This window comes from Streptomyces sp. NBC_00028, from assembly GCF_045041065.1.
Taxonomy (GTDB): domain Bacteria; phylum Actinomycetota; class Actinomycetes; order Streptomycetales; family Streptomycetaceae; genus Streptomyces.
Window position 1 is genome coordinate 1,836,017 of the sequence record NZ_CP108293.1, and the last position, 21,821, is coordinate 1,857,837.

Annotated in this window: 18 protein-coding genes; 5 read left to right on the forward strand and 13 right to left on the reverse strand. The window is 70.0% G+C overall.

Annotated elements, in window-relative coordinates; translation table 11 throughout:
- Positions 1-125 precede the first annotated feature (125 nt).
- Both OG885_RS08045 and OG885_RS08050 read left to right on the forward strand, forming a co-directional pair.
- Complete coding sequence (locus tag OG885_RS08045; RefSeq protein ID WP_405742643.1) at positions 126-1,517, forward strand: OFA family MFS transporter; 1,392 nt, start codon at positions 126-128, stop codon at positions 1,515-1,517.
- Between the two features lie 20 nt (positions 1,518-1,537).
- Complete coding sequence (locus OG885_RS08050; RefSeq protein WP_405728216.1) at positions 1,538-2,932, forward strand: OFA family MFS transporter; 1,395 nt, start codon at positions 1,538-1,540, stop codon at positions 2,930-2,932.
- Between the two features lie 63 nt (positions 2,933-2,995).
- On the opposite strand, the gene OG885_RS08055 is transcribed toward OG885_RS08050, so the two are convergent.
- From OG885_RS08055 to OG885_RS08095, 9 genes are all read right to left on the reverse strand, one after another.
- Complete coding sequence (locus OG885_RS08055; RefSeq protein WP_405728220.1) at positions 2,996-4,051, reverse strand: sugar phosphate isomerase/epimerase family protein; 1,056 nt, start codon at positions 4,049-4,051, stop codon at positions 2,996-2,998.
- Between the two features lie 88 nt (positions 4,052-4,139).
- Positions 4,140-5,300: a metabolite traffic protein EboE gene (eboE, locus tag OG885_RS08060; RefSeq protein WP_405728223.1), complete on the reverse strand. Its 1,161-nt coding sequence runs from the start codon at positions 5,298-5,300 to the stop codon at positions 4,140-4,142.
- 113 nt (positions 5,301-5,413) lie between these two features.
- Entirely contained in the window at positions 5,414-6,178 is a 765-nt protein-coding gene (locus OG885_RS08065; RefSeq protein WP_405728226.1) for an EboA domain-containing protein, read from the reverse strand.
- Positions 6,179-6,416: 238 nt separating this feature from the next.
- On the reverse strand, positions 6,417-7,415 hold the full coding sequence (locus OG885_RS08070; RefSeq protein ID WP_405728229.1) for a sugar phosphate isomerase/epimerase family protein: 999 nt from the start codon (positions 7,413-7,415) through the stop codon (positions 6,417-6,419).
- A gap of 14 nt (positions 7,416-7,429) precedes the next feature.
- The gene (locus OG885_RS08075) at positions 7,430-8,632 is read right to left on the reverse strand and encodes a Gfo/Idh/MocA family protein (protein WP_405728232.1); all 1,203 of its coding nucleotides are present in this window, start codon (positions 8,630-8,632) and stop codon (positions 7,430-7,432) included.
- Positions 8,633-8,714: 82 nt separating this feature from the next.
- The gene (locus OG885_RS08080; protein ID WP_405728235.1) at positions 8,715-9,752 is read right to left on the reverse strand and encodes a substrate-binding domain-containing protein; all 1,038 of its coding nucleotides are present in this window, start codon (positions 9,750-9,752) and stop codon (positions 8,715-8,717) included.
- 17 nt (positions 9,753-9,769) lie between these two features.
- Positions 9,770-10,789: an ABC transporter permease gene (locus OG885_RS08085; protein ID WP_405728238.1), complete on the reverse strand. Its 1,020-nt coding sequence runs from the start codon at positions 10,787-10,789 to the stop codon at positions 9,770-9,772.
- Positions 10,786-12,303 carry a sugar ABC transporter ATP-binding protein gene (locus OG885_RS08090; RefSeq protein ID WP_405728241.1) on the reverse strand — a complete coding sequence of 506 codons (1,518 nt, stop codon included), beginning with the start codon at positions 12,301-12,303 and terminating at the stop codon, positions 10,786-10,788. The genes OG885_RS08085 and OG885_RS08090 overlap by 4 nt, the downstream gene beginning before the upstream one ends.
- An 84-nt stretch (positions 12,304-12,387) precedes the next feature.
- A complete protein-coding gene (locus tag OG885_RS08095) occupies positions 12,388-13,569 on the reverse strand; it encodes an ROK family protein (RefSeq protein WP_405728244.1) in 1,182 nt (393 codons plus the stop codon).
- A gap of 220 nt (positions 13,570-13,789) precedes the next feature.
- Here OG885_RS08095 and OG885_RS08100 point away from each other — a divergent pair, with 220 nt between their 5' ends.
- Positions 13,790-15,010 (forward strand): low temperature requirement protein A, encoded by a 1,221-nt coding sequence (locus OG885_RS08100; RefSeq protein WP_405728247.1) that lies wholly within the window; start codon positions 13,790-13,792, stop codon positions 15,008-15,010.
- Positions 15,011-15,374: 364 nt separating this feature from the next.
- On the opposite strand, the gene OG885_RS08105 is transcribed toward OG885_RS08100, so the two are convergent.
- From OG885_RS08105 to OG885_RS08120, 4 genes are all read right to left on the reverse strand, one after another.
- A complete protein-coding gene (locus tag OG885_RS08105) occupies positions 15,375-16,052 on the reverse strand; it encodes a GntR family transcriptional regulator (RefSeq protein ID WP_405742645.1) in 678 nt (225 codons plus the stop codon).
- Positions 16,053-16,155: 103 nt separating this feature from the next.
- On the reverse strand, positions 16,156-17,103 hold the full coding sequence (locus OG885_RS08110; RefSeq protein WP_405728250.1) for a beta-ketoacyl-ACP synthase III: 948 nt from the start codon (positions 17,101-17,103) through the stop codon (positions 16,156-16,158).
- 173 nt (positions 17,104-17,276) lie between these two features.
- Complete coding sequence (locus OG885_RS08115; protein WP_256780014.1) at positions 17,277-17,417, reverse strand: hypothetical protein; 141 nt, start codon at positions 17,415-17,417, stop codon at positions 17,277-17,279.
- Positions 17,380-18,717: an OFA family MFS transporter gene (locus tag OG885_RS08120; RefSeq protein ID WP_405728254.1), complete on the reverse strand. Its 1,338-nt coding sequence runs from the start codon at positions 18,715-18,717 to the stop codon at positions 17,380-17,382. Before OG885_RS08120 ends, OG885_RS08115 begins: the two co-directional genes overlap by 38 nt.
- A 236-nt stretch (positions 18,718-18,953) precedes the next feature.
- Between OG885_RS08120 and OG885_RS08125 the strand changes: the two genes are divergently transcribed.
- On the forward strand, positions 18,954-19,925 hold the full coding sequence (locus tag OG885_RS08125; RefSeq protein ID WP_405728257.1) for a 2-dehydropantoate 2-reductase: 972 nt from the start codon (positions 18,954-18,956) through the stop codon (positions 19,923-19,925).
- Positions 19,922-21,817: a molybdopterin oxidoreductase family protein gene (locus OG885_RS08130; RefSeq protein ID WP_405728260.1), complete on the forward strand. Its 1,896-nt coding sequence runs from the start codon at positions 19,922-19,924 to the stop codon at positions 21,815-21,817. The genes OG885_RS08125 and OG885_RS08130 overlap by 4 nt, the downstream gene beginning before the upstream one ends.
- The last annotated feature ends 4 nt before the right edge of the window (positions 21,818-21,821 follow it).

Consider the following 21,821-nt stretch of genomic DNA (forward strand, 5'->3'; position numbering starts at 1 on the left):
ACGTGAGTGAGCGAGGGGCCGACCGACGGTGCGCGTCGGCGAGGCCCCGGGACCGTGTGCGCACGAAAGGCATTTGGACAGGGGGCGCTGGCCAGATCTTTCGACGCAAGGAGTGCTTGACCAAGATGACAACCATCGACTACTCGACGTCCGTCCCGTATCGGGAGGTGACGGACCGCAATGGCCGCGTGTATCGCATCGGAGAGTCCGATGTCGACATCATGGGCCGCCGGCGCAGGTGGATGGTCCTTCTGCCGTGGGTGGGCATGATGGGCATCAGCTCCGCCGAGTACGCGTTCACGTCGGCGGAGGACACCCTCCACGACGCTCATCTGTGGAGCAGCGGGCACATCTTCTGGCTGATGGGCGTCTGGGTGTTCTTCCAGGCGGCCGTGGCCTTCCCCGCCGGGCAGTTGCGCGAGAGCGGCAAACTGCCCGCCCGTACGGCGATGATGCTCGGCGCCGTGGGCACGATGCTCGGCTATCTGTCGCTGGCGTTCGCGCCGAACGTGCTCGTGGCCTACTTCGGCTTCGGCATGTGCAGCGGTATCGGCGCCGGTCTCGTCTACGCGACCTGCGTCAACATGGTCGGCAAGTGGTATCCGGAGCGCAAGGGCGGCAAGACCGGCTTCGTCAACGGCGGTTTCGCCTACGGCTCGGTGCCCTTCGTGTTCCTGTTCACCTCGTACATGGACCTGAGCAACTACCAGACCGTGCTCGCCTGTGTGGGTATCGGACTGTGCCTGGTCGTGGCGTCGGCCGGCTGGTTCTTCAAGGACCCGCCGAAGAACTGGTGGCCCGCGCACGTCGACCCGCTGAAGGTCACCGACGACCCGAAGATCCGCCGGGCGCTGGAGAAGAACCCGCCGTCGCCCAAGCAGTACACCCCCAAGGAGGCCTCTCGTCAGCCCGTTCTGTGGATGATGTGGTTCTGCCTGCTGTGCACGGCCGGCATCAATATCTTCGGCATCGCCTTCCAGGTGCCGTTCGGCAAGGACATGGGCTTCGCGGGTGGGATCGTGGCCACCGCGATGTCCCTGAAGGCCATCGTCAACGGCACCGGCCGTGGCGTCATCGGCTGGATATCCGACCGCTACGGACGCCGCAACACACTGATCATCGTGTGTCTGGTGCTGGGCAGCGCGCAGTTCGGCGTGCTGGTCTCGGGCCAGATGGGCAGCATGCCGTTCTTCCTCTTCTGCTCCATGGTCTCCGGCTTCGGCGGCGGCGCGATCTTCCCGCTGTTCGCGGCCATGACGGCGGACTACTTCGGTGAGAACAACAACGCCTCCAACTACGGCATGGTCTACAGCTCGAAGCTCATCTCCGGTCTGGTGGGCTCCGGAATGGGCGCGATCGTCGTCGACGCATGGGACTACGAGGGCGCGTTCGTGCTGGCCGGCTCCATCGGTCTGTGCTCCGCCGTGCTCGCCGTGTTCCTGAAGGCGCCCGGCACACCGAGGACCAGCCGCGGTATCGCCCCCAACCCCCAGCCGCTCGGCGAGGAAATGGCCTGACACGGAGGAATTGCCCAGCAATGACGGCGGATCCCATCGCAACGAACAGCTCGACCGACTCCCCCGACGCCGCACACCGTCCCTACCGAGAAGTGACCGACGCGCACGGCCGGGTCTTCCGCGTCGGCGAGACCGACCGGGACATCCTCGGTCACTCCCGCAAGCTCATGGTGTATCTGCCGTGGATCGCCATGATGGCCATCAGCGTCTTCGAGTACGCGTACGGCTCGGCGGAGGACACCCTGTCCCACGCCCATGGCTGGACGCAGAGCAACACCTTCTGGATCCTCAGCGTCTGGGTCTTCTTCCAGGCCGGTATCGCCTTTCCGGCGGGCTGGCTGAGGGAGAAGGGCCTGCTGACGGCTCGTCAGGCCATGTACATCGGCTCGGGTCTGTGCCTCATAGGGTTCCTCGCCCTGTCGCATCTGAGCAACGTCTGGCTGGCGATCCTGGGCTTCGGCGTCGTCGGGGGCATCGGCGCCGGGCTCGTCTACGCGACCTGCATCAACATGGTCGGCAAGTGGTTCCCCGAACGCCGGGGAGCGAAGACGGGGTTCGTCAACGGCGGCTTCGCGTACGGGTCACTGCCGTTCATCTTCATCTTCAACTACGGCTTCGACACCGCGAACTACCACCGGGTCCTGGACCTGATCGGCTGCTACATCATGATCGTGGTCTTCGGGTCCGCGTTCTTCTTCAAGGATCCGCCGAAGAACTGGTGGCCCGCGGACATCGATCCGCTGACGTACGCGGGCACCGGGAAGAACGCGACGAGCCTCGCCAAGAACCCTCCGGCGGCGAAGCAGTACACGCCCAAGGAGGCCATCAGGACCGGCATGCTCCCCCTGATGTGGGTGTCCATCGTGATGACCGCGGGGGTGTCGATCTTCGGGATCTCCTTCCAGGTCGACTACGCGAAGGAGGTGGGCTTCGGCCCGCTGGTGGCGGCCTCCTCGATGGGTGTCATGGCGGTCATCAACGGCATCGGCCGCGGTGTGGTGGGCTGGCTGTCCGACAAGTGGGGTCGTAAGCCGACCCTGGTGTTCGTGATCGTCGTCCTGGGCCTGGCCCAGTTCGGCGTGATCTGGGCGGGTGATGTCAGGAGCGAGTCCCTGTTCCTGTTCTTCGCCTTCCTCTCCGGCTTCGGCGGCGGCGCCTTCTATCCGCTCTTCGCGGCGCTCACACCGGACTACTTCGGGGAGAACTACAACGCCACCAACTACGGCCTGGTGTACAGCGGCAAGCTGATCAGCGGTCTGTTCGGCGGCGGTCTCGGCTCCATGGTGGTCGCCGCCTGGGGTTACGACGGGGCGTACGCCCTCGCCGGCGCCGTCTCCATGCTGGCGGCGGTGCTCGCCCTGCTGCTGCGGCAGCCGGGCCGGACTGCGGCCGCGGTGCCGGAGGCCGTGGCGTAGCGGCACGCGCATGAGGAGGCCCTCCCCGGATCGGACGTCGGGGAGGGCCTCCTCATGCGGTGCTCAGCACTTCTCGCGCAGGGAGTGCAGATAGGCGCTGGACCGGCGGGCGAACGTGAACGACTCGGTGGGTTGGTCGTGTTCGGCCTGCCAGTGGTGGGCCAGGCGTTCACCGCGCAGCCGGGTCACGGCGGAGATGAAACGCTGGTAGTCGATGTCGCCGTCGCCTACATCGGTCATGCGGTAGCCGTAGGTGTCGGCCGGGTCGCTGACGCCGTCCTTGACATGGAACAGCGGGTAGCGGTGGGGCTGCCTGAGGACGTAGTCCAGCGGCTCAAAGGGGGCCGGGCTGCCGTCGGGGCGCCGGGAGAAGCGGAACTGACCCGAGTAGGCCCAGAAGATGTCCATCTCCAGGAACACCAGGTCGGGGTCGGTCTCGGCGAGCAGGACGTCGTAGAGGCGGACCTTGGGGTTGTCGGTGGCGAAGGAGAACTCCTCGGAGTGGTTGTGCTGGTAGAACTTCATGCCGCGCGCCTTGGCCGCCGCGCCGTAGGTGTTGAAGTCCTCCGCCGCTCGCTTCCAGGCGTCGACGGTCGAGCCGTAGCGGAACGGGCCGGAGGCGGTGCCGATGTGCTTGAGACCGAGTGCCTGGGCGTCGTCGAGGACCTTGGTGAGGTTGTCGGCGAAGGTGTAGGCGCCGGGGTCGTCGGCGTAGTAGCCGACGTGGCTGCCTATCGGGGTCAGGCCGTGGTCCCTGGCCAGTCGTTTGAGCTGGGCGAGGGTGATGGGGCCGGCCGAGCCCTGGGTGTAGCCGGCGAACTCGACCTCGTCGTAGCCGTACTTCTCGAGTTCGGCGAAGACCGGGGCGAAGCCGAGGGTGGAGACCTTGTCGCGCAGGCTGTAGAGCTGGATGCCGAGGCGGCCGGGCGGCAGGACGGGCCGACCGCGCCCGGCCGCGGTGACGGCGGTCGCGGTGGCGGCGGTCGCGGTGGCGGCGGTCGCCGGGGTGGCGGCGGCGCCCAGCAGAGCGGCGGCGGTGGCGCCCGCGGCCACGCCGAGCATGCCTCGTCTGCTGAGGCGGTCGGTGAGTTCGGGGTCGGGCTGGGAGAAGCGGCTCATGCGGGGACTCCTCGGGATCGGAGGGGGTTGTCAGTGGTGAGTGCTTCACTTGTGGACAGGTCGGCCCTGCCGTCGTCGCTGCTGCTGCTCACGGGAGTTCCTTCAGGCCCAGGTCGGTCAGCAGGTCTCTGGCGAGGGTGAGTTCGGCCGCGATGCCGTCGACCAGCTGGGTTCTGGTGCGGGGGCGCAGCTCGGACGGAAGCGCCTGCCAGGTGTAGGTCTCGACCTCCAGATGGCGGGTGAGCGGGTGCGGGCCGCCGACCAGCCGGGTCAGGGCCGCCTTGAGGACGGGGAGTGTGGAGGTGAGGGGGGCGGCGGGAGCCGCGTGCAGGGGGACGTGGAAGTGGGCGCGCCAGGGAGCCCCGTCGGGCAGGGACTCGCCGGCGAGTGCCTCGCCGAGGTCGTCGGTGCCGCGCAGGCCTGCGGCGGTGGCGGTCCGGGTCTGGTGCAGGAAGCGGGGTTCGTCGAATGCGGCGAGGGCGGCGCGGACCTCGGGCAGGTGGGGGTGCTCGGCGTGCAGGGCGGCGGACAGCTGCGACTTGACGACGGTGACACCTGCCGTGGTGAGGGCGTCGATGGCGGTGTACGGGTCTTCGAAGGAGGTGGCGAGGTGGCAGGTGTCGACACAGATGCCGATGCGGGGGTGGGCGAGCGCGGTGAGCGGGGCGAGGGCGTCTCGCGTGGTCTCGACGATGCAGCCGGGTTCCGGTTCGAGGCCCACGCGGACAGAGCGGCCGGTCAACTCCTGTAACGCGTCGAGGCGTTCGGCGAGGGTGCGCAGGGCGTTCTCGGCGCGGTCGGCGTCGTGTGCGGTGCGCCAGGCCAGTGGCAGGGTGGAGACGCTGCCCTCGGTGACGTCGTCGGGGAGGAGTCCGGTGAGGACGCGGGCGAGGGCGGTGGTGTGCTCCAGGCGTTCGGGATCGGCCCAGTCCGGCTTGTAGACGCGGTGCTTGACCTCTGCGGCGCCGAACCCTTCATAGGGAAAGCCGTTGAGGGTGACGACTTCCAGGCCGCGCCGGTCGAGCTCGGCGCGCAGCGTTCGCAGGGCGCCCGGGTCGGAGTCGAGGGTGCGGGCGGCGTCGGCGGCCAGCCACAGACCGATGCCGAGGCGGTCGCGGCCGAGGCGACGGCGGACGGGTTCGCAATGGTCGCGGAGCTGGGTGAGGACGCCGTCGAGGGTCTCGGCGGGGTGGACGTTGGTGCAGTAGGCGAGGTGGACGATGGAGCCGTCGGGATGGCGGAAGCGCATGCCCTACTCGCCTCCGCGCAGGAAGGGCTCCCGGCCGAGGAAGGCGGCGTACATCGCCTCGTGGTCGTCGGTGGTGCGGGACGTCATGTGGATGTGGGGGTCGACGATGCGCATCAGGACTCCTCGCCGTCGGTTCCGCGTGGGCCGGGGGCAGTGGCCGGCGCGGGTGGGGTGGCCGTGGGGTCGGTCAGGGTCAGGACGCGGTGCAGGTCTTCGGGGACGGGGCGGCCCGCGGCGGTGCGTTCGGCGGCGTGGTCGCCGAGCATGCGGGCGAGTTCCGCGTCGGCGTGGGCGCGGTGGCCCAGTCCGGCGACCGCGTCGACCGGCACGCCGGTGAAGAGGCACTTCAGTACGGCGTGCCGCCACTGGTGGGGGTCGAGGTGCCGGGCGGCGTAGGGGCCGACGGCGGCGGCGACGAGCCGGGTGTCGTTGGTGCGCAGTGCGTCCTCGACGAGCGGCAGCGCGTCCGGGCCCGGCACGAGGTGGGGCAGGGCGTACAGGACGGCGCGGCGTTCGGCTGCGGTGCCCTGCTGGTAGACGCGGGTGAGGGCGAGCGTGTCGGCGCGGGCCGCGCACAGGATCAGGACGCGGGCGGCGTCGGCGTGCTCGGCACCGCAGCGCCGCCCCGCCTCGGCCAGGCGCAGCTCCCACACGGAGATGGGGCCATGGGTGCCGGGGTGGGCGGCGGCCTCGTCGAGAGCCTGGTCGAGCCAGGCGCGGGCGGCGCCGGCAAGGCGGGAGTCGAGGTGGCGGCGGAGGGCTGCGGGACGGACATGGGCGGGGGCACAGGGGGGTGGGGTGGGGGGTTGCGGGGTGCTTGCGGAACGGGGGGTGAGGTTCCTGGTGTCTGCCTCCGGGGTGGTGTGGAGGTGGGTCACGGAGTGCTCCCTTCTGGGGTGGCGGAGGGATCGCCGGGAGGTGGGGCGGGCTGTCGGTGGCGGAGAAAAGACGGCAGGCGGGGGTCCGGCGTCCCCCGCCCGCCGTCGCTCAGTGGCCCTGCGAGGTATGCGCGGGCAGTTCCCTGATCCGGAAGCCGGCCGTCTTGGAGAAGACCAGCACCCGCTTGCCGTCGTCGCGCTGTCCGGAGACGCGGCCCAGGAGCACCGCTGCTCCCGATCAGTTGCCGAACGCCGCGTCGAACGAGGTCGACGGGGGCTCGAAGTCGTACGCCTTGAGGCTGCGCAGTGCCTCGGGGGCGCCCTGGAGCCGGTCCATGCCGGCGTCCTCCCACTCGACCGAGATCGGGCCGTCGTAGCCGATGGAGCGCAGCATCCGGAAGACGTCCTCCCAGGGGACGTCCCCGTGTCCGGCGGAGACGAAGTCCCAACCGCGCCTCGGGTCGCCCCACGGCAGGTGGGAGCCGAGGCGGCCGTTGCGGCCGTCGAGGCGCTTGCGGGCTTCCTTGCAGTCGACGTGGTAGATCCGGTCGCGGAAGTCGTAGAGGAAGCCGACCGGGTCCAGGTCCTGCCACACGAAGTGGGAGGGGTCGAAGTTCAGCCCGAAGGCCGGCCGGTGGTCAACGGCTGCCAGCGCGCGCTGGGTTGTCCAGTAGTCGTAGGCGATCTCGCTGGGATGGACCTCGTGCGCGAACCGCACACCCTCCGCGTCGAACACGTCCAGGATCGGATTCCAGCGGGTGGCGAAGTCCTCGTAGCCACGCTCGATCATCGCCGCCGGCGCGGGCGGGAACATCGCGACCAGGTGCCAGATCGACGATCCGGTGAAGCCGATGACGGTGTCCACGCCGAAGGCCGCGGCAGCACGCGCGGTGTCCTTGATACGGTCGGCGGCCCTCCGGCGTACGCCTTCGGGGTCACCGTCGGCCCAGATCGCGTCCGGCAGGATCGCCTGGTGGCGTTCGTCGATGATGGCGTCGCAGACGGCCTGGCCGACGAGGTGGTTGGAGATGGCCCAGCACTTGAGGCCGTACTTGTCGAGCAACGCGTTTCGGGAGTCCAGGTAGGACGGGTCCGCCAGGGCCTTGTCGACCTCGAAGTGATCGCCCCAGCAGGCGAGTTCGAGGCCGTCGTAGCCGAAGTCGCGGGCGAGGCGGCAGACCTCCTCCAGGGGGAGGTCCGCCCACTGGCCGGTGAAGAGCGTGAACTGTCGTGGCATCTCGGAGACCCTCCTCAGACGGCGACGGGCGTGTAGACGGAGTTCTTCTCGGCGCTCTCCTCCACCGCGGCGAGCACCCGCTGCACCTGGAGACCATCGGCGAAGGACGGGTCGGGGCGGCGACCCTCGGCGACGGCGCGGACGAGGTCGCGGGCCTGGTGGACGAAGGTGTGCTCGTAGCCGAGGCCGTGGCCGGGCGGCCACCAGGCGTCCAGGTAGGGGTGGTCGGGTTCGGTCACGAGGATGCGGCGGAAGCCGGCGTGGGTGCCGGGCTCGGTGCCGTCGTGGTACGAGAGTTCGTTGAGGCGTTCCAGATCGAAGGCCAACGAGCCGTGCTCGCCGTTGAGTTCGATGCGCAGGGCGTTCTTGCGGCCGGTGGCGTAGCGGGTCGCCTCGAAGGAGGCGAGGGCGCCGGAGGTGAAGCGGCCGGTGAACAGGGCGGCGTCGTCGACCGTGACCGGGCCGGTGCCGCCGGCCGGGACGGCCGACAGGCCCTTCACCGCACCGGCCGGCAGGGGCCGTTCGCGGATGAAGGTCTCCGTCATGGCGGACACCCCGGCCAGTCGCTCCCCCGCCAGGTACTGGGCGAGGTCGATGATGTGGGCGCCCAGGTCGCCGAGCGCGCCCGAACCCGCCAGCTCCTTGCGCAGTCGCCAGGTGAGCGGGAACTCCGGGTCCACGAGCCAGTCCTGGAGGTACGTCACCCGCACATGTCGCAGGGTGCCGAGCCGGCCCTCGGCGACCATGTTCCGGGCGAGGGCGGTGGCGGGCACCCGGCGGTAGTTGAAGCCGACCATCGCCAACTGGCCTCGGCCGTGCGCCTCCTCGGCGGCCTGCGCCATCGCCGAGGCTTCCTCGACCGTGTTGGCGAGGGGCTTCTCGCACAGCACGTGCTTGCCCGCGGCCAGCGCGGCGACGGCGATCTCGGCATGGCTGTCGCCGGGCGTGCAGATGTCGACGAGGTCGACGTCGTCCCGGGCGATCAGCGCACGCCAGTCGGTCTCGGCCGCCGCCCAGCCGTGCCGGTCGGCCGCCGCCCGCACGGCGTCCGGGTCGCGCCCGCAGATCGCGGCCAGCACCGGCCGCCTGGGCAGGTCGAAGACGCGCCCCACGGTGCGCCAGCCCTGGGAGTGGGCGGCGCCCATGAAGGCGTAGCCGACCATGCCCACCCGGAGCGGCGGCTTCTCGCCCCCTTCTGACTGCTGCGGCTGTGCCATGCGCAATGTCCTCCTCGTCGTCGTGGCGCGGTGGGGGGTGCGGCCTGCCCGACGTGCCGGCGCGGCGCGTCGGGCGGACGGCTCACTTGAAGCCGGTGGACATGTACTGGTCGACGTTGGTCTTGTCGACGACGGCCGAGTAGAGGGTGATCGAGGCCGGGATCTCGAACTCGGCGAGGCCGCCGACGCCCTTGCTCTGGCCGAGGGCACGGGCGAGGTCGATGGCGGAGGCGGCCATCGTCGGCGGGTACAGGACGGTCGCCTTGAGGACGCCGTCGTCCTGCTTGATGGCCTGGAACGCGGACAGGGCACCGGCGCCGCCCACCATCAGGAAGTCGTCGCGCCCGGCCTGCTCGATGGCCCTGAGCGCGCCCACGCCCTGGTCGTCGTCGTGGTTCCACAGCGCGTCGAACTTCGACTGGGCCTGGAGGAGTTGGGCCATCTTCGCCTGCCCGGACTCCACGGTGAACTCGGCGGCCTGCCGGGCCACCTTCTTGACGTTGGGGTAGTTCTTCAGGGCGTCGTCGAAGCCCTTGGTGCGCTGCTGGGTCAGCTCCAGGTTGTCGAGACCGGCCAGCTCGATGACGCGGGCGTCGGACTTCCCCTTGAGCTTCTCGCCGATGTAGTGGCCAGCGTTGAGGCCCATGCCGTAGTTGTCGCCGCCGATCCAACAGCGATACGCCTGCGGGGAGTTGAAGATCCGGTCGAGGTTGATGACCGGTATCCCGGCGCGCATCGCCTTGAGGCCGACCTGGGTGAGGGCCTTGCCGTCGGCCGGGAGGATCACCAGGACGTCGACCTTCTTGTTGATGAGGGTCTCGATCTGGCCGATCTGCTGGGCGGTGTCGTTGGAGCCCTCGGTGATCTCCAGGGTCACGTCCGAGTACTTCTTCGCCCGGCTCTTGGCGTTGTCGTTGATGGCGTTGAGCCAGCCGTGGTCGGCCTGCGGGCCCGCGAAGCCGATGGTGACGGCCTTGCCGGGCTTGTCGTCGGCGGCGGGCTGGTCGTTGGCTGCCGGTTCGTCGTCGGAGTCGTTACTCGTGCAACCGACGAGGAGGGCACCGGCTCCCATGGCGGCGGTACCGAAGAGCAGCCCTCTGCGACTGGTGAGCTCTGGCATGGCGGTGAACCCTTTCCTCAGGTCGTGCTTGCGGTACGGCGCTGGACCAGCACGGCGGCGACGATGATCGCGCCCTTGGCGATCTGCTGGACGTCGCTCTGCAGGTTGTTCAGGGCGAAGATGTTGGTGATCGTGGTGAAGATCAGCACGCCGAGGACGGACCCGGTGATGGTGCCCCGGCCGCCGCTGAGCAGCGTGCCGCCGATGATCGCGGCGGCGATCGCGTCGAGCTCGTAGAGGTTGCCGTTGGTGTTCTGGCCGGAGCCGGACAGGATGATCAGCAGGAAGGCGGCGATGCCGCAGCACAGCCCGGACAGCAGGTAGAGGTAGAGGCGTTGGCGGCGGACGTCGATGCCGGCGAGCCGGGCGGCCTCCGCGTTGCCGCCGACTGCGACCGTGCGGCGGCCGAAGGTGGTGCGGTTGAGGACCAGCCAGCCGATGACGGTGACGACGGCGAAGACCATGACGAGCGGCGGGACGCCGAGGACGTACGCGTCGCGCAGACCGAGGTCGAGGACGCTGTCGACGGTGACGATCTGCGTCTTGCCGTCGGTGATCTGCAGGGCGAGACCGCGCGCCGAGGCGAGCATGGCGAGGGTGGCGATGAACGGGACCATCCCGCCGTACGCGATGAGCAGTCCGTTGACCAGGCCGCAGCCGAGGCCCACGAGGACCGCGGTGAGGAGGATGCCGCCGAAGCCGTACTCCTGGGTGGCGACGGTGGTCGCCCACACGGAGGCGAGGGCGACGATCGCGCCGACGGACAGGTCGATACCGCCCGACATGATCACGAAGGTCATGCCGACCGTGACGACGCCGATCACGGAGGCCTGGGTGAGGACGAGTTGGAGATTGCGGGTGTCGAGGAATTCGTCCGGTTTGGTGATTCCGCCGACCAGGATCAGCGCGGCGAGGACACCGAGCAGCGAGAGCGTGCGGACGTCGGCGTGGGCGAACAGTCCGCGCCACGCGAAGGGTTGACCGGTCGACGGCACCTTGTCGGTGTTGTCCCGCGGCGGGGAGGCATGCTGCGTCATGACGCCGGACTTCCTTCCATGACGAGGTCGAGTACGCGGTGTTCGTCGAGTTCGCGGGCGGGAGCGGTGTGCACGACACGCCCTTCGCGGAGCACCAGGACGCGGTCGGCGAGGCCGAGGACCTCGGGGACCTCGCTGGACACGAGAAGTACGGCCAGGCCCTCGTCGGCGAGCCGGCGGATCACCGCGTACAGCTCGGCGCGGGCACCGACGTCGACACCGCGGGTTGGCTCGTCGAGGAGCAGTACCCGGCAGCCGCGCAGAAGCCAGCGGGCGAGGACGGCCTTCTGCTGGTTGCCGCCGGACAGGGTGCGGACCGGCGCGGAGGGGTTGTCGGGGCGCAGCGACAGTTCGCGCGTGGCCGCCCGGGCAGCGCCCCGCTCCGCGCTCCGGTCGAGCCAACCTGCGCGGGAGAAGCGGGACATGGAGGAGACGGAGACATTGCGGGTGACGGACTCCAGCATGAGCAGCGCCTGCGCCTTGCGTTCCTCGGGGGCGAGCCCCAGTCCGGCCCGGACGGCGGCGCGCACGCTCCCGGTCCGCAAAGGCCGCCCGTCGACGCTCACTTGGCCGGCCGACGGCTTCCGCGCGCCGTAGATCGCCTCCAGGATCTCGGAGCGCCCCGAGCCGACCAGTCCGGCGAGCCCGACGATCTCCCCGGGGTGCACGGTGAGGTCGAGGGGCTCGAACTCGCCGTCCCGCGCGAGCCCCCGTACCTCAAGGACCGGCGTGCCCTCGGGAGCCGAGACGGGCCGGTCCGGGAACACGTACTCGACGTTGCGCCCGGTCATCATCGCGACGACATCACGCGTCGGCGTGGTCTTGGCGGGCAGCCCACCGGCCACGGCCCGGCCGTCCTTCAGCACGGTCACCCGGTCGCCGATGCGCCGGATCTCCTCCAGCCGGTGGGAGATGTACACGACGGCGACGCCGTCGGCGGTCAGGTCGCCGACGATGCGGAAGAGGTTGTCGACCTCGTCCGGATCAAGAGCGGCGGAGGGCTCGTCCATCACGATGAGCCGTACGTCGTGGGAGAGGGCCCGCGCCATCGAGACGATCTGCTGCTGGGCCGCCGACAACTCGCCGACCAGGCGCGCCGGATCGATCTCGGCGTGCCCGAGTCGCTTGAGCAGCTGGGCCGTTGAAGCCCGCGCGCTTCGCCGTCGTACGACAAAGCCCGCGGTCGTCGGCTCGTGGCCGAGGTGGACGTTCTCGGCCACGGACAGGTGCTCCACCAGGTCGAGTTCCTGGTAGATGGTGGCGATGCCGAGGCGCATGGCGGCGATGGGCGAGCGCAGGGTGACCGGTTCACCGCGCCAGGTGATGATCCCGCCGTCGGGCTGGTGGGCGCCCGCGAGGACCTTGATGAGGGTGGACTTGCCCGCCCCGTTCTGGCCGAGCAGGCAGTGCACCTCACCGGCCTGGACCTCCAGGTCGACGCCGTCGAGGGCCCGGACGCCGGGGAACGACTTGGTGATTTTGGACATGCTGAGCAGCGGTGGTTCTGGTGCCATGAGGTCCCCTTGGCGGGCGTGCGGGCCGGTTTCAGGGCAGGGCGAAGCAGGGGGTGCGGTACCGGAGCTGTACGGAGGTCGGGTCTACGCGGGTGAGAACAGGTGGTCGCTGATCAGTCGGGCCGCGCCGATGACTCCGGCGGTGGGGCCCAACTCCCCCAGAACAATGGGCAGGTTGCCGGTCGCGAGAGGCAGCGACTGGCGGTAGACCTGGGTGCGGATCGCGGCGAGCAGGGTGTGGCCGAGGCCGGTCACGCCACCGCCGATCACCACCAGGCCGGGGTTGAAGAAGCTGACCAGGCCGGCGATGACCTGGCCGGTGTGATTGCCGCCCTCGCGGATCAGGTCGAGGGCGGTGGCGTCACCGGCGGCGGCCGCTGCGGCGACATCGACGGCGGTGAGACCGCCGTTGGCCGCCAGTCGGCTCGCCAGTTCGTCCGACAGCCCCTGCTGGGCCGCCTCGACGGCGTCCCGGGCGAGGGCCGCCCCACTGAAGTGGGCTTCCAGACAGCCCCGGTTGCCGCAGGCGCACGGACGCCCGTCGGGTACGGCCTGGATGTGCCCGATGTCGCCCGCGCTACCGGTGACCCCGCGGTGGACGCTGCCACCGACGACGATGCCGCAGCCGATACCGGTACCGATCTTGACGCAGAGGAAGTCGCCCACGGAACGGGCGACGCCCGCGTGCTGCTCCCCCATCGCCATCAGGTTCACGTCATTGTCGACCATCACCGGACAGCCGAGTTCCTGACTGAGCGCCTCCCGCACCGGGAACCCGTCCCAGCCCGGCATGATCGGCGGCGCCACCGGAACGCCCTCGGGGAAACGCACCGGCCCCGGAACACCGATACCGGCACCGTCGAAACCCTCCGCAAGCCCCGTCGCCCGCAACTTCGCGGCCATCGCCAGCACCTGCTCGAAGACCGCGACCGGCCCCTCACGGACGTCCATCGGCTGGTTCAGATGGCCGAGGATCTCCAGTTCGGCGTTGGTGACGGCGACGTCGACCGAGGTCGCGCCGATGTCCACGCCGAGGAAGCGGAGCCCCGGGTTGAGCCGGATGTTGTGGGAGCGGCGGCCACCGCGCGAGGCGGCGAGTCCGTCGGCCACGACCAGGCCCGTCTCAAGGAGCCGGTCCACCTCCACGGCCAGCTTGGACCGTGACAGATCGACCTGATCGCCCAGCTGGGCACGGGAGTTGGGACCCCCGTCGCGCAACAGCTTGAGCAGCCGGGCCTGATGCGCGTTCGCGGGACGTGCCGTCATACGTCTCACATGCCCCTCCCCGCCTGGACCGGCCACCGACAACTGTCGGGCTTTCGAGGGGAACGTAGCAGTGACCGCCGAACCTGGGAAGAAGCTGTGCACGAGTTACCGGCGACTTTTCCCACTCGCAGGACAAAGACTCGAGTCATGTCGCGCTCCCCATACGATCTGATCAACGTCGACACAGGGGGACCACATGAATTCCGCAGTGGAAGAACCAGTGGACGAACCAGTGGAAGAGCCGGTGGAGGAACCAGACCGGGAGCCGGTCCAGGAACCCGAACGTGAACCGGACCGCAGGGTCACCACGCTGGAGCTCTTCTTCGACCTCGTCTTCGTCTTCACCCTCACCCAGCTCACCGTGCTGCTCGCGGGCGATCTCTCCTTCGCCACGGCCGGCCGCGTCGCGCTCATCTTCCTCGTGCTGTTCTGGATGTACGGGGCGTACGCGTACCTCACCAACCAGGTTCCGCCGGACCGGCCGTCACGGCGGCTGGGGCTGATGCTCGGCATGGGCGGGTTCATGGTCTGCGCCCTCGCGGTCCCGCGGGTCTTCGACGACACCGGTGTGGTCTTCGGGCTCGGGTTCCTGCTCGTGGTCGTCGTGCACACCGCGCTCTACACCCGCAGCCACGGCCGGGACTCCATCTGGTACGGCGTCCCGAACGCGCTGGCCGGTGTCTCCGTGACGGTCGCGGGCCTGCTGGACGGCCTGGCCGCGGACGGGCTGTGGGTCCTCGCCCTGGCCCTGCAGTTCGTCACGCCGTACGTGGCCGAGCGGGGCCCGGGCCGGTCCGACGGCCGCACTCCCGAGGCACTGCGCGCCCAGCTCGGCAGCCTCAACCCGGCGCACTTCGTGGAGCGGCACGGGCTGCTGCTCATCGTCGCGTTCGGCGAGTCCGTCATCGCGATCGGCATCGGCATCGGCGATCTGCCGCTCACGGCGGACCTGTTCGGCGGCGCGTTCCTGGCCCTCGCGCTGGCGACGGCCCTGTGGTGGACGTACTTCGTCCGGGACGAGGAGCTGGCCGAGGAGGTCTTCCGCGCGACGCCCGCCGCGGCCCGGTTCCGGCTGGCGATGAACGCGTACTACTACGCCTTCCTGCCGATGCTGCTGGGCATCGCCTTCCTCGCCGCGGGGGTGAAGAAGACCCTGGGCCACCTCACCGAACACCTCCACACCGGCCCGGCGTTGGCCCTCGCGGGCGGGGTCGCGCTCTTCCTCACCGGAGACGTCGCCTTCCGCGCGGCCCTGCGCCTGCACCCCGTCCGCTTCCGCGCGACAGCCGCACCGGTGGCCCTGGCGGCCGCCCTCCTGGGCATTCACACCTCGGCCGCCACCGAACTCATCGCCCTGGTAGCGGTGTTGGTGACGATGCTGGCCGTGGAAGCACGCTGGTGCGGACGAGGCACAGAGGCCAGGGACTTGGCGCGCGCATGAGGCGACGACGACCGGGGTGAGGCGTAGACCCACGCCGACGCAAGGGCTTGGCGCGGGTCTGACGGAGGACCCGCGCCAAGAACCAAGACACGGCACACACCCGAGACGAGCACCCGCGCCGCCCCTGAGTGAGCTGAGCACCCCCGCCCAAGCCCACCAATCCGAAAGCCCCTGGCAGCACCCAGGACCTGGTGCGCGAGAGACGCGACGAACCGCCCCGCCGCTCATGACTCGCCGCGCACGCCACGCAAAGACCCGCGCCACCCCAAGGGCTGGGCGCGCATGAGGTGATAACCCGCGCCCAGGCCCGCCCCTCGCCACGAGACGCAGAGTCCCGCCCCATCGCCCAAGACCGCCCCACCACTCAGGACTTGGTCCGCGCGTGGTACGAACGCCTCGTGTGCTCCGTGTGTTCGCGCATGAGGCGGGTTGCCAGCGTCTCGTCGTGGGCCTCGATCGCCGCGATCAAGTCGCGGTGCTCGATCCAGGACTGGCGTCCCCGCTGTCGGGCCACCGGCGTGTAGTACCAGCGGACCCTTCGGTCGACCTGGGCGGCCAGCTCCGCGAGGACCGCGTTGCCGGCCAGCCTCATGACCGTGGCGTGGAAACGGGCGTTGAGGACGACGGCGGCGTCCACGTCGTCCGCGGCGACAGCCGCCAGGCCCTCCTCCAGGATCTCCCGCAGGGCCGCGAGTCCGGCGCCGTCCGCGTGCACCGCGGCGAGCCGGGCGGCCTCGGCCTCCAGCAGTGTGCGCACGGTGAGGAGCTGATCGGCCTCCTCCTCCGTGGGCTCGTGCACGAACGCACCCTGCGCGGGCCGCAGATCCACCCACCCCTCAGTGCTCAACCGCTGCAACGCCTCGCGAACCGGCTGCCGCGAGACACCCAGATGCCCGGCGAGCTCACTCTCCACCAGATGCTGACCGGGCTGGAGAGCACGCGTGGTGATGAGTTCGAGAAGCGCCTCGTACACACGGTCACGCAACGGGCCGGGGCGTTCGAGCTTGGGCACCGCACCCTGCGGCAGGCCAGTCGTCGACACCATGGTCCGTCCCCCTCCGGTCAGCGCGGGCGGTCGCAGCCGAAAGCCAGTATGAATTGGCTTTCGTCTACAGTCTACGGCGCGCACCCCCATCACGGGCCCCTTACGGGCACCGCACGACCTGCCCCGCGTACGACAGGTTCCCACCGAACCCGAACAACAGCACCGGGTCCCCGGAGGACAGCGCCCCCTGCTCCACCAGCTTGGAGAAGGCGAGCGGAATACTGGCCGCCGACGTGTTGCCGGACTCGGCGACATCACGGGCCACGACCGCGTTGACGGCGCCGATCTTCTGGGCGAGAGGCTCGATGATCCGCAGGTTGGCCTGGTGCAGCACGACCCCGGCGAGATCCTCGGGCACGAGCCCCGCCTTCTCACAGGCCTTGCGGGCGATGGGCGGCAGCTGGGTGGTCGCCCACCGGTACACGCTCTGCCCCTCCTGGGCGAACCGCGCGGGCTGCCCCTCGATCCGCACCGCGTGCCCCATCTCAGGCACCGATCCCCACAGCACCGGCCCGATACCGGCCTCCTCGCCGGGTGCGCAGGCCTCGACGACCGCGGCCCCCGCCCCGTCCCCGACCAGCACACAGGTGGTGCGGTCGGTCCAGTCGGTGACCTCGGACATCTTGTCGGCGCCGATGACGAGCGCCCGGGCCGAGGCCCCGGCCCGCACGGCGTGGTCGGCGGTGGCGAGCGCGTGCGTGAAACCCGCGCACACCACGTTGACGTCCATCGCGGCCGGCGAGGGAATGCCGAGCCGGGCGGCGACCCGGGCGGCCATGTTCGGGGAGCGGTCGACGGCGGTCGACGTGGCCACCAGCACCAGGTCGATGTCGCCGGGGACGAGACCGGCCGCGGCCAGCGCCTTGGCGGCGGCGTGCGCGGCCAGCTCGTCGACGGGCTCGTCGGGCCCGGCGATGTGCCGCGTACGGATGCCCACCCGGCTCCTGATCCACTCGTCACTGGTGTCCACCATGCCCGCCAGGTCCTCGTTGGTGAGTACCTTGGCGGGCTGGTAGTGGCCGACGGCGGCGATACGCGAGCCGTTCATGTGGAGGGTCCCCCTCGTAGCCTTGGGTAGCGGGATCCACCAGTCTGATCAGTGACTCACGGGTACGACGTCAGGTAAGGCGACAGGAAACAGGCGCCGGGGTTGTCGGCTTCTGTCAGGCCCTCGGACGCCCGACCACCTGACGGTCGGACGCCCGGACACCTACCGAACAGTCACCCGGTGAACAGCTGAGTCGCCTTCTGTACGAGCTCGTACACCCCGTAGGCGAGCGGGACCCCCACCCACAGCCAGGCGAAGGCGATCAGCGGCCGCCGGTCAGGCGGACTCTGCGGACTGCTGTCGTTCTGCGACATCGGCGGCCTCCCTCGGCGCGGGGATGTGGTGACGGGAGTGGACGGGCCGGACCAGTTCGTTGGCGACGAACCCGATCGCCAGCAGCCCGATCATGATGAAGAGGGACAGGGTGTAGAGGGAGGAACCGCTCTTGCCGGCCTCCTCCTGCCGGTCGGCGATCCAGTTGACGATCAGCGGGCCGAGGACACCGGCCGTGGACCATGCGGTGAGCAGCCGCCCGTGGATGGCGCCGACCTGGTAGGTCCCGAACAGGTCCTTCAGATAGGCGGGGATCGTCGCGAAGCCGCCGCCGTAGAAGGAGAGGATCACCAGCGCGCACAGGATGAACAACGGCTTGGACGAGTCACCGACCAGCGCGATGAGCAGGTACATCACGGCGCCCACACCAAGATAGAGGCGGTAGATGTTCTTGCGGCCGATCAGGTCCGAGGTGGACGACCAGCCGATCCGGCCCGCCATGTTGGCCGCCGACAGCAGCGCGACGAAACCGGCCGCCGCGGACACTGACACCGTTGTCGAGGTGTTCTTGAAGAAGTCCGTGATCATCGGGGCGGCCTTCTCCAGGATGCCGATGCCCGCGGTCACGTTCATGCAGAGCACGACCCACAGACACCAGAACTGTGGAGTGCGCACCGCGCTGCGCGCGGAGACCTGCGGCCCCGAGGTGATGCTCGGCGCCCCCTCCACCGGCCTCTCGGTACGCGGCACCCGCACGAGCAGCACGCCGAGCGTCATGAAGACGGCGTACGACAGCCCGTGCACCAGGAACGCCAGCGCGATCCCGGAGCTGTCGGAGCCGAACGACTCCAGCATCTGCGCCGACCACGGCGAGGCGATCAGCGCACCGCCGCCGAAGCCCATGATGGCGATGCCGGTGGCCATGCCGGGCCGATCCGGGAACCATTTGATCAGGGTCGAGACCGGCGAGATGTAGCCGATGCCGAGACCTATGCCGCCGACGAAGCCGTAGCCGAGGACGATCAGCCAGTACTGCTCGGTGGCCGCGCCCAGCGCGGAGAGCAGGAAGCCGGACGAGAAGCAGATGAGGGCGACGGTCATGGCCCAGCGCGGCCCGTTGCGCTCCACGAGCGTGCCGCCGAACGCGGCGGACAGGCCGAGCATGACGATGCCGAGCTGGAAGGGCAACGCGCTCTGGGTGCCGCTCAGACCGAGCGCGGACTCCAGGGGCGGCTTGAACACGGACCAGGCGTAGGCCTGGCCGATGGAGAGGTGGACCGAGAGGGCGGCGGGGGGAACGAGCCAGCGGCTCCAGCCGGCCGATGCGACAGGGGGACTCATGATCCCGGACAGTAGGGAGCTGCGCGGGAGTTGAGAAGGCGGCACGTCGACCGTATGCGATGAGCGGTACGCGGGGCGCGCCGAACGGTCGGACCACCCGGTTTCCCGACCTCCACGGAACCGCACAGGTGCGTCCCGACCCTTGCCGCCCTCGCCTCACATACTGTAGACAATATGTCGTCGACATAGTTCGACGGTTCCGCGGTACACCCTCGACCGAACGGAGCTCCCACCCCATGAAAGTCGCAGTCCTCGGCGCCGGAGCCATCGGCGCCTACGTCGGCGCCGCCCTGCACCGCGCAGGAGCCGACGTCCACCTCATCGCCCGTGGACCGCACCTCGCGGCCATGAGGCAAAGCGGCGTCCACGTCCTCTCCCCCCGCGGCGACTTCACCGCCCACACCCACGCCACCGACAACCCCGCCGACATCGGCCCCGCCGACTACGTCTTCCTCGGCCTCAAAGCCACCTCGTACGCGGCGTGCGGGCCGCTCATCGAACCCCTCCTCCACGAGAACACGGCCGTGATCGCCGCCCAGAACGGCATCCCCTGGTGGTACTTCCACGCCCACGGCGGCCCCCACAACGGCCGGCAACTCGAAAGCGTCGACCCCGGCGGCGCGGTCAGCGCCGTCCTCGCACCCGAACGCGCCATCGGATGCGTCGTCTACGCCGCCACCGAACTCGAAGCCCCCGGCGTGGTCCGGCATTTGGAAGGCACCCGCTTCTCCATCGGCGAACCCGACCGCAGCCTCTCCGCCAGATGCCTCACCTTCAGCGAAGCCATGCAAGCCGGCGGGTTGAAATGCCCCGTCGAACCCGACCTGCGCAACGACATCTGGCTCAAACTCCTCGGCAACATCTCCTTCAACCCCATCAGCGCCCTCGCCCGCGCCACCATGCGCCAAATGTGCCACCACACCGGCACCCGCACCGTCATCACCTCCATGATGGAAGAAACCCTGGCCGTCGCCCACGCACTCGGCTCCCACCCCGACATCACCATCGAACGCCGCCTCGCCGGCGCCGAAAAGGTCGGCGACCACCGCACCTCCACCCTCCAGGACCTCGAAGCCGGCAAACCCCTCGAACTCGACGTCCTCCTCACCGCCGTCATCGAACTCGCCACCCTCACCCACACCCCCGTCCCCACCCTCACCACCATCCACGCCCTCAGCGACCTCCTCGCCCACCAGACCGCCGCATGAACCGCGGCGCCCGAGGAGGCAACCCCAGGCTCACGCACCCGCTCGTGCGGGACGGGCGCGACGAGCCTTTGCGCAGGGCGAGTTGGGACGAGGCACTGGACCGGGCCGCAGAGGGACTCCGGCGCGGTCGCGGGGCGTTCGGGATGCTCGCCTGTGCCCGTGCGACCAACGAGACGAACTATCTGGCGCAGAAGTTCGCCCGGGTCGTGATGGGCACCAACAACGTCGACTCCGTCGACCGCAGGAGCCACGCGGCGAGCGTCACGGGCCTGGCGGCGGTGTTCGGTTCGGGTGGCGGTACGTCGTCGTACGGCGAGATCGAGCACACCGATGTCGTGGTGATGTGGGGCTCCAACGCCCGGGTCGCGCACCCGGTGTTCTTCCAGCATGTACTGAAGGGCGTTCACCGCGGCGCGCGGCTGTACGCGGTCGACCCACGGCGGACGTCCACGGCGGAGTGGGCGGAGGGCTGGCTCGGGCTCAACGTCGGTACCGACATCGCGCTGGCGCATGCGATCGGGCGGGAGATCATCCAGGCGGGGCTGGTCAACGAGGCGTTCGTCGAGCGGGCGACGAGTGGTTTCGAGGAGTACCGGGCGCTGGTCGAACCGTGGACGCTGTCGCTCGCGCAGAAGGTGACCGGCGTACCGGCCCCGGCCATAGGGGAGTTGGCGCACGCGTACGCCAGGGCGGAGCGTGCCCAGATCTGCTGGACCCTGGGCGTCACCGCTCACCACAACGGCCCGGACATCGTGCGGGCGTTGATCGACCTCGCGTTGCTGACCGGCCACGTGGGCCGCGAGGGCTCGGGACTTCAGCCGCTGTGCGGGCGGAACAACGTCCAGGGCGCCGTCGACATGGGTGCCGTGCCGCACCGGCTGCCCGGCTTCCAGGACGTCCTCGATCCCGATGCCCGGCTGCGGTTCGAGTCCGCGTGGGACACCTCTCTGCCGCCGCACTACGGGCTGAACCTGGCCGAGATGTTCGAGGAGATGGAGACGGGCGGCGTGCGGGCCCTCTACTGCCTCGGCGAGGACCCTGCGCCCGTCGAGGCGCGGCGCCTCAAGGCCCTGGACTTCCTCGTCGTACAGGACATGTTCCGCACGAGCACGGCCGAGTTGGCGGACGTCGTCCTGCCCGCGACGGCCGGCTGGGCGGAGTCCGAGGGGACGACCACCAACAGCGAGCGGCGGGTTCAGCGGGTCCGCAGGGCGGTGGACCCGCCCTGCGAGGCCCGTGCCGACATCGACATCCTCTGCGCCCTGGCCCGGCGTCTCGGGCTTGCGTGGGAGTACGCGGGCGCCGAGGCCGTCTGGAACGAGTTGCGGTCGGTGTCGCCGGACCACTACGGGATGACGTACCGACGACTGGAGGCGGAGAAGGGACTTCAGTGGCCGTGTCCGAACACGGGCGGCGTCGAACCCCCTTATCTGCACGGCCGGTTGTGGGCGGACGACCCGGCGCTGCGGGGCCGACGCGCACCCTTCGGGCTGGTGCGGCAGGTCCCGCCGGTCGACCTCACCGACGAGCGGTTCCCGATCCGGCTGACCACGGGCCGACGGCTCGACTCCTACAACCCGGTTGGCCAGGCCACGAGTTCCCTGCGCAAGGGCGAGGCGGTGGAGCTGTGCCCGGAGGACGCGGAACGCTACGGAGTCGTGGTCGGTGAGAAGGTGCGGATCACCTCGCGGCACGGCTCGGTCGTCGTGTCCGTGTGGATCGACACCGCCCTGCGCCCGGGGCTGGCCTTCACGACCCTGCGCCTTCCGGACCACGGCGACGAGACCAACCAGCCGTCCTCAACCACCCGTTGCCCGATCGCGGGGACGGCCGAGTACAGGGCGACGGCGATCCGGATCGACAAGCTCCCGCTCGTCACCTACGTGGGGTGACGGG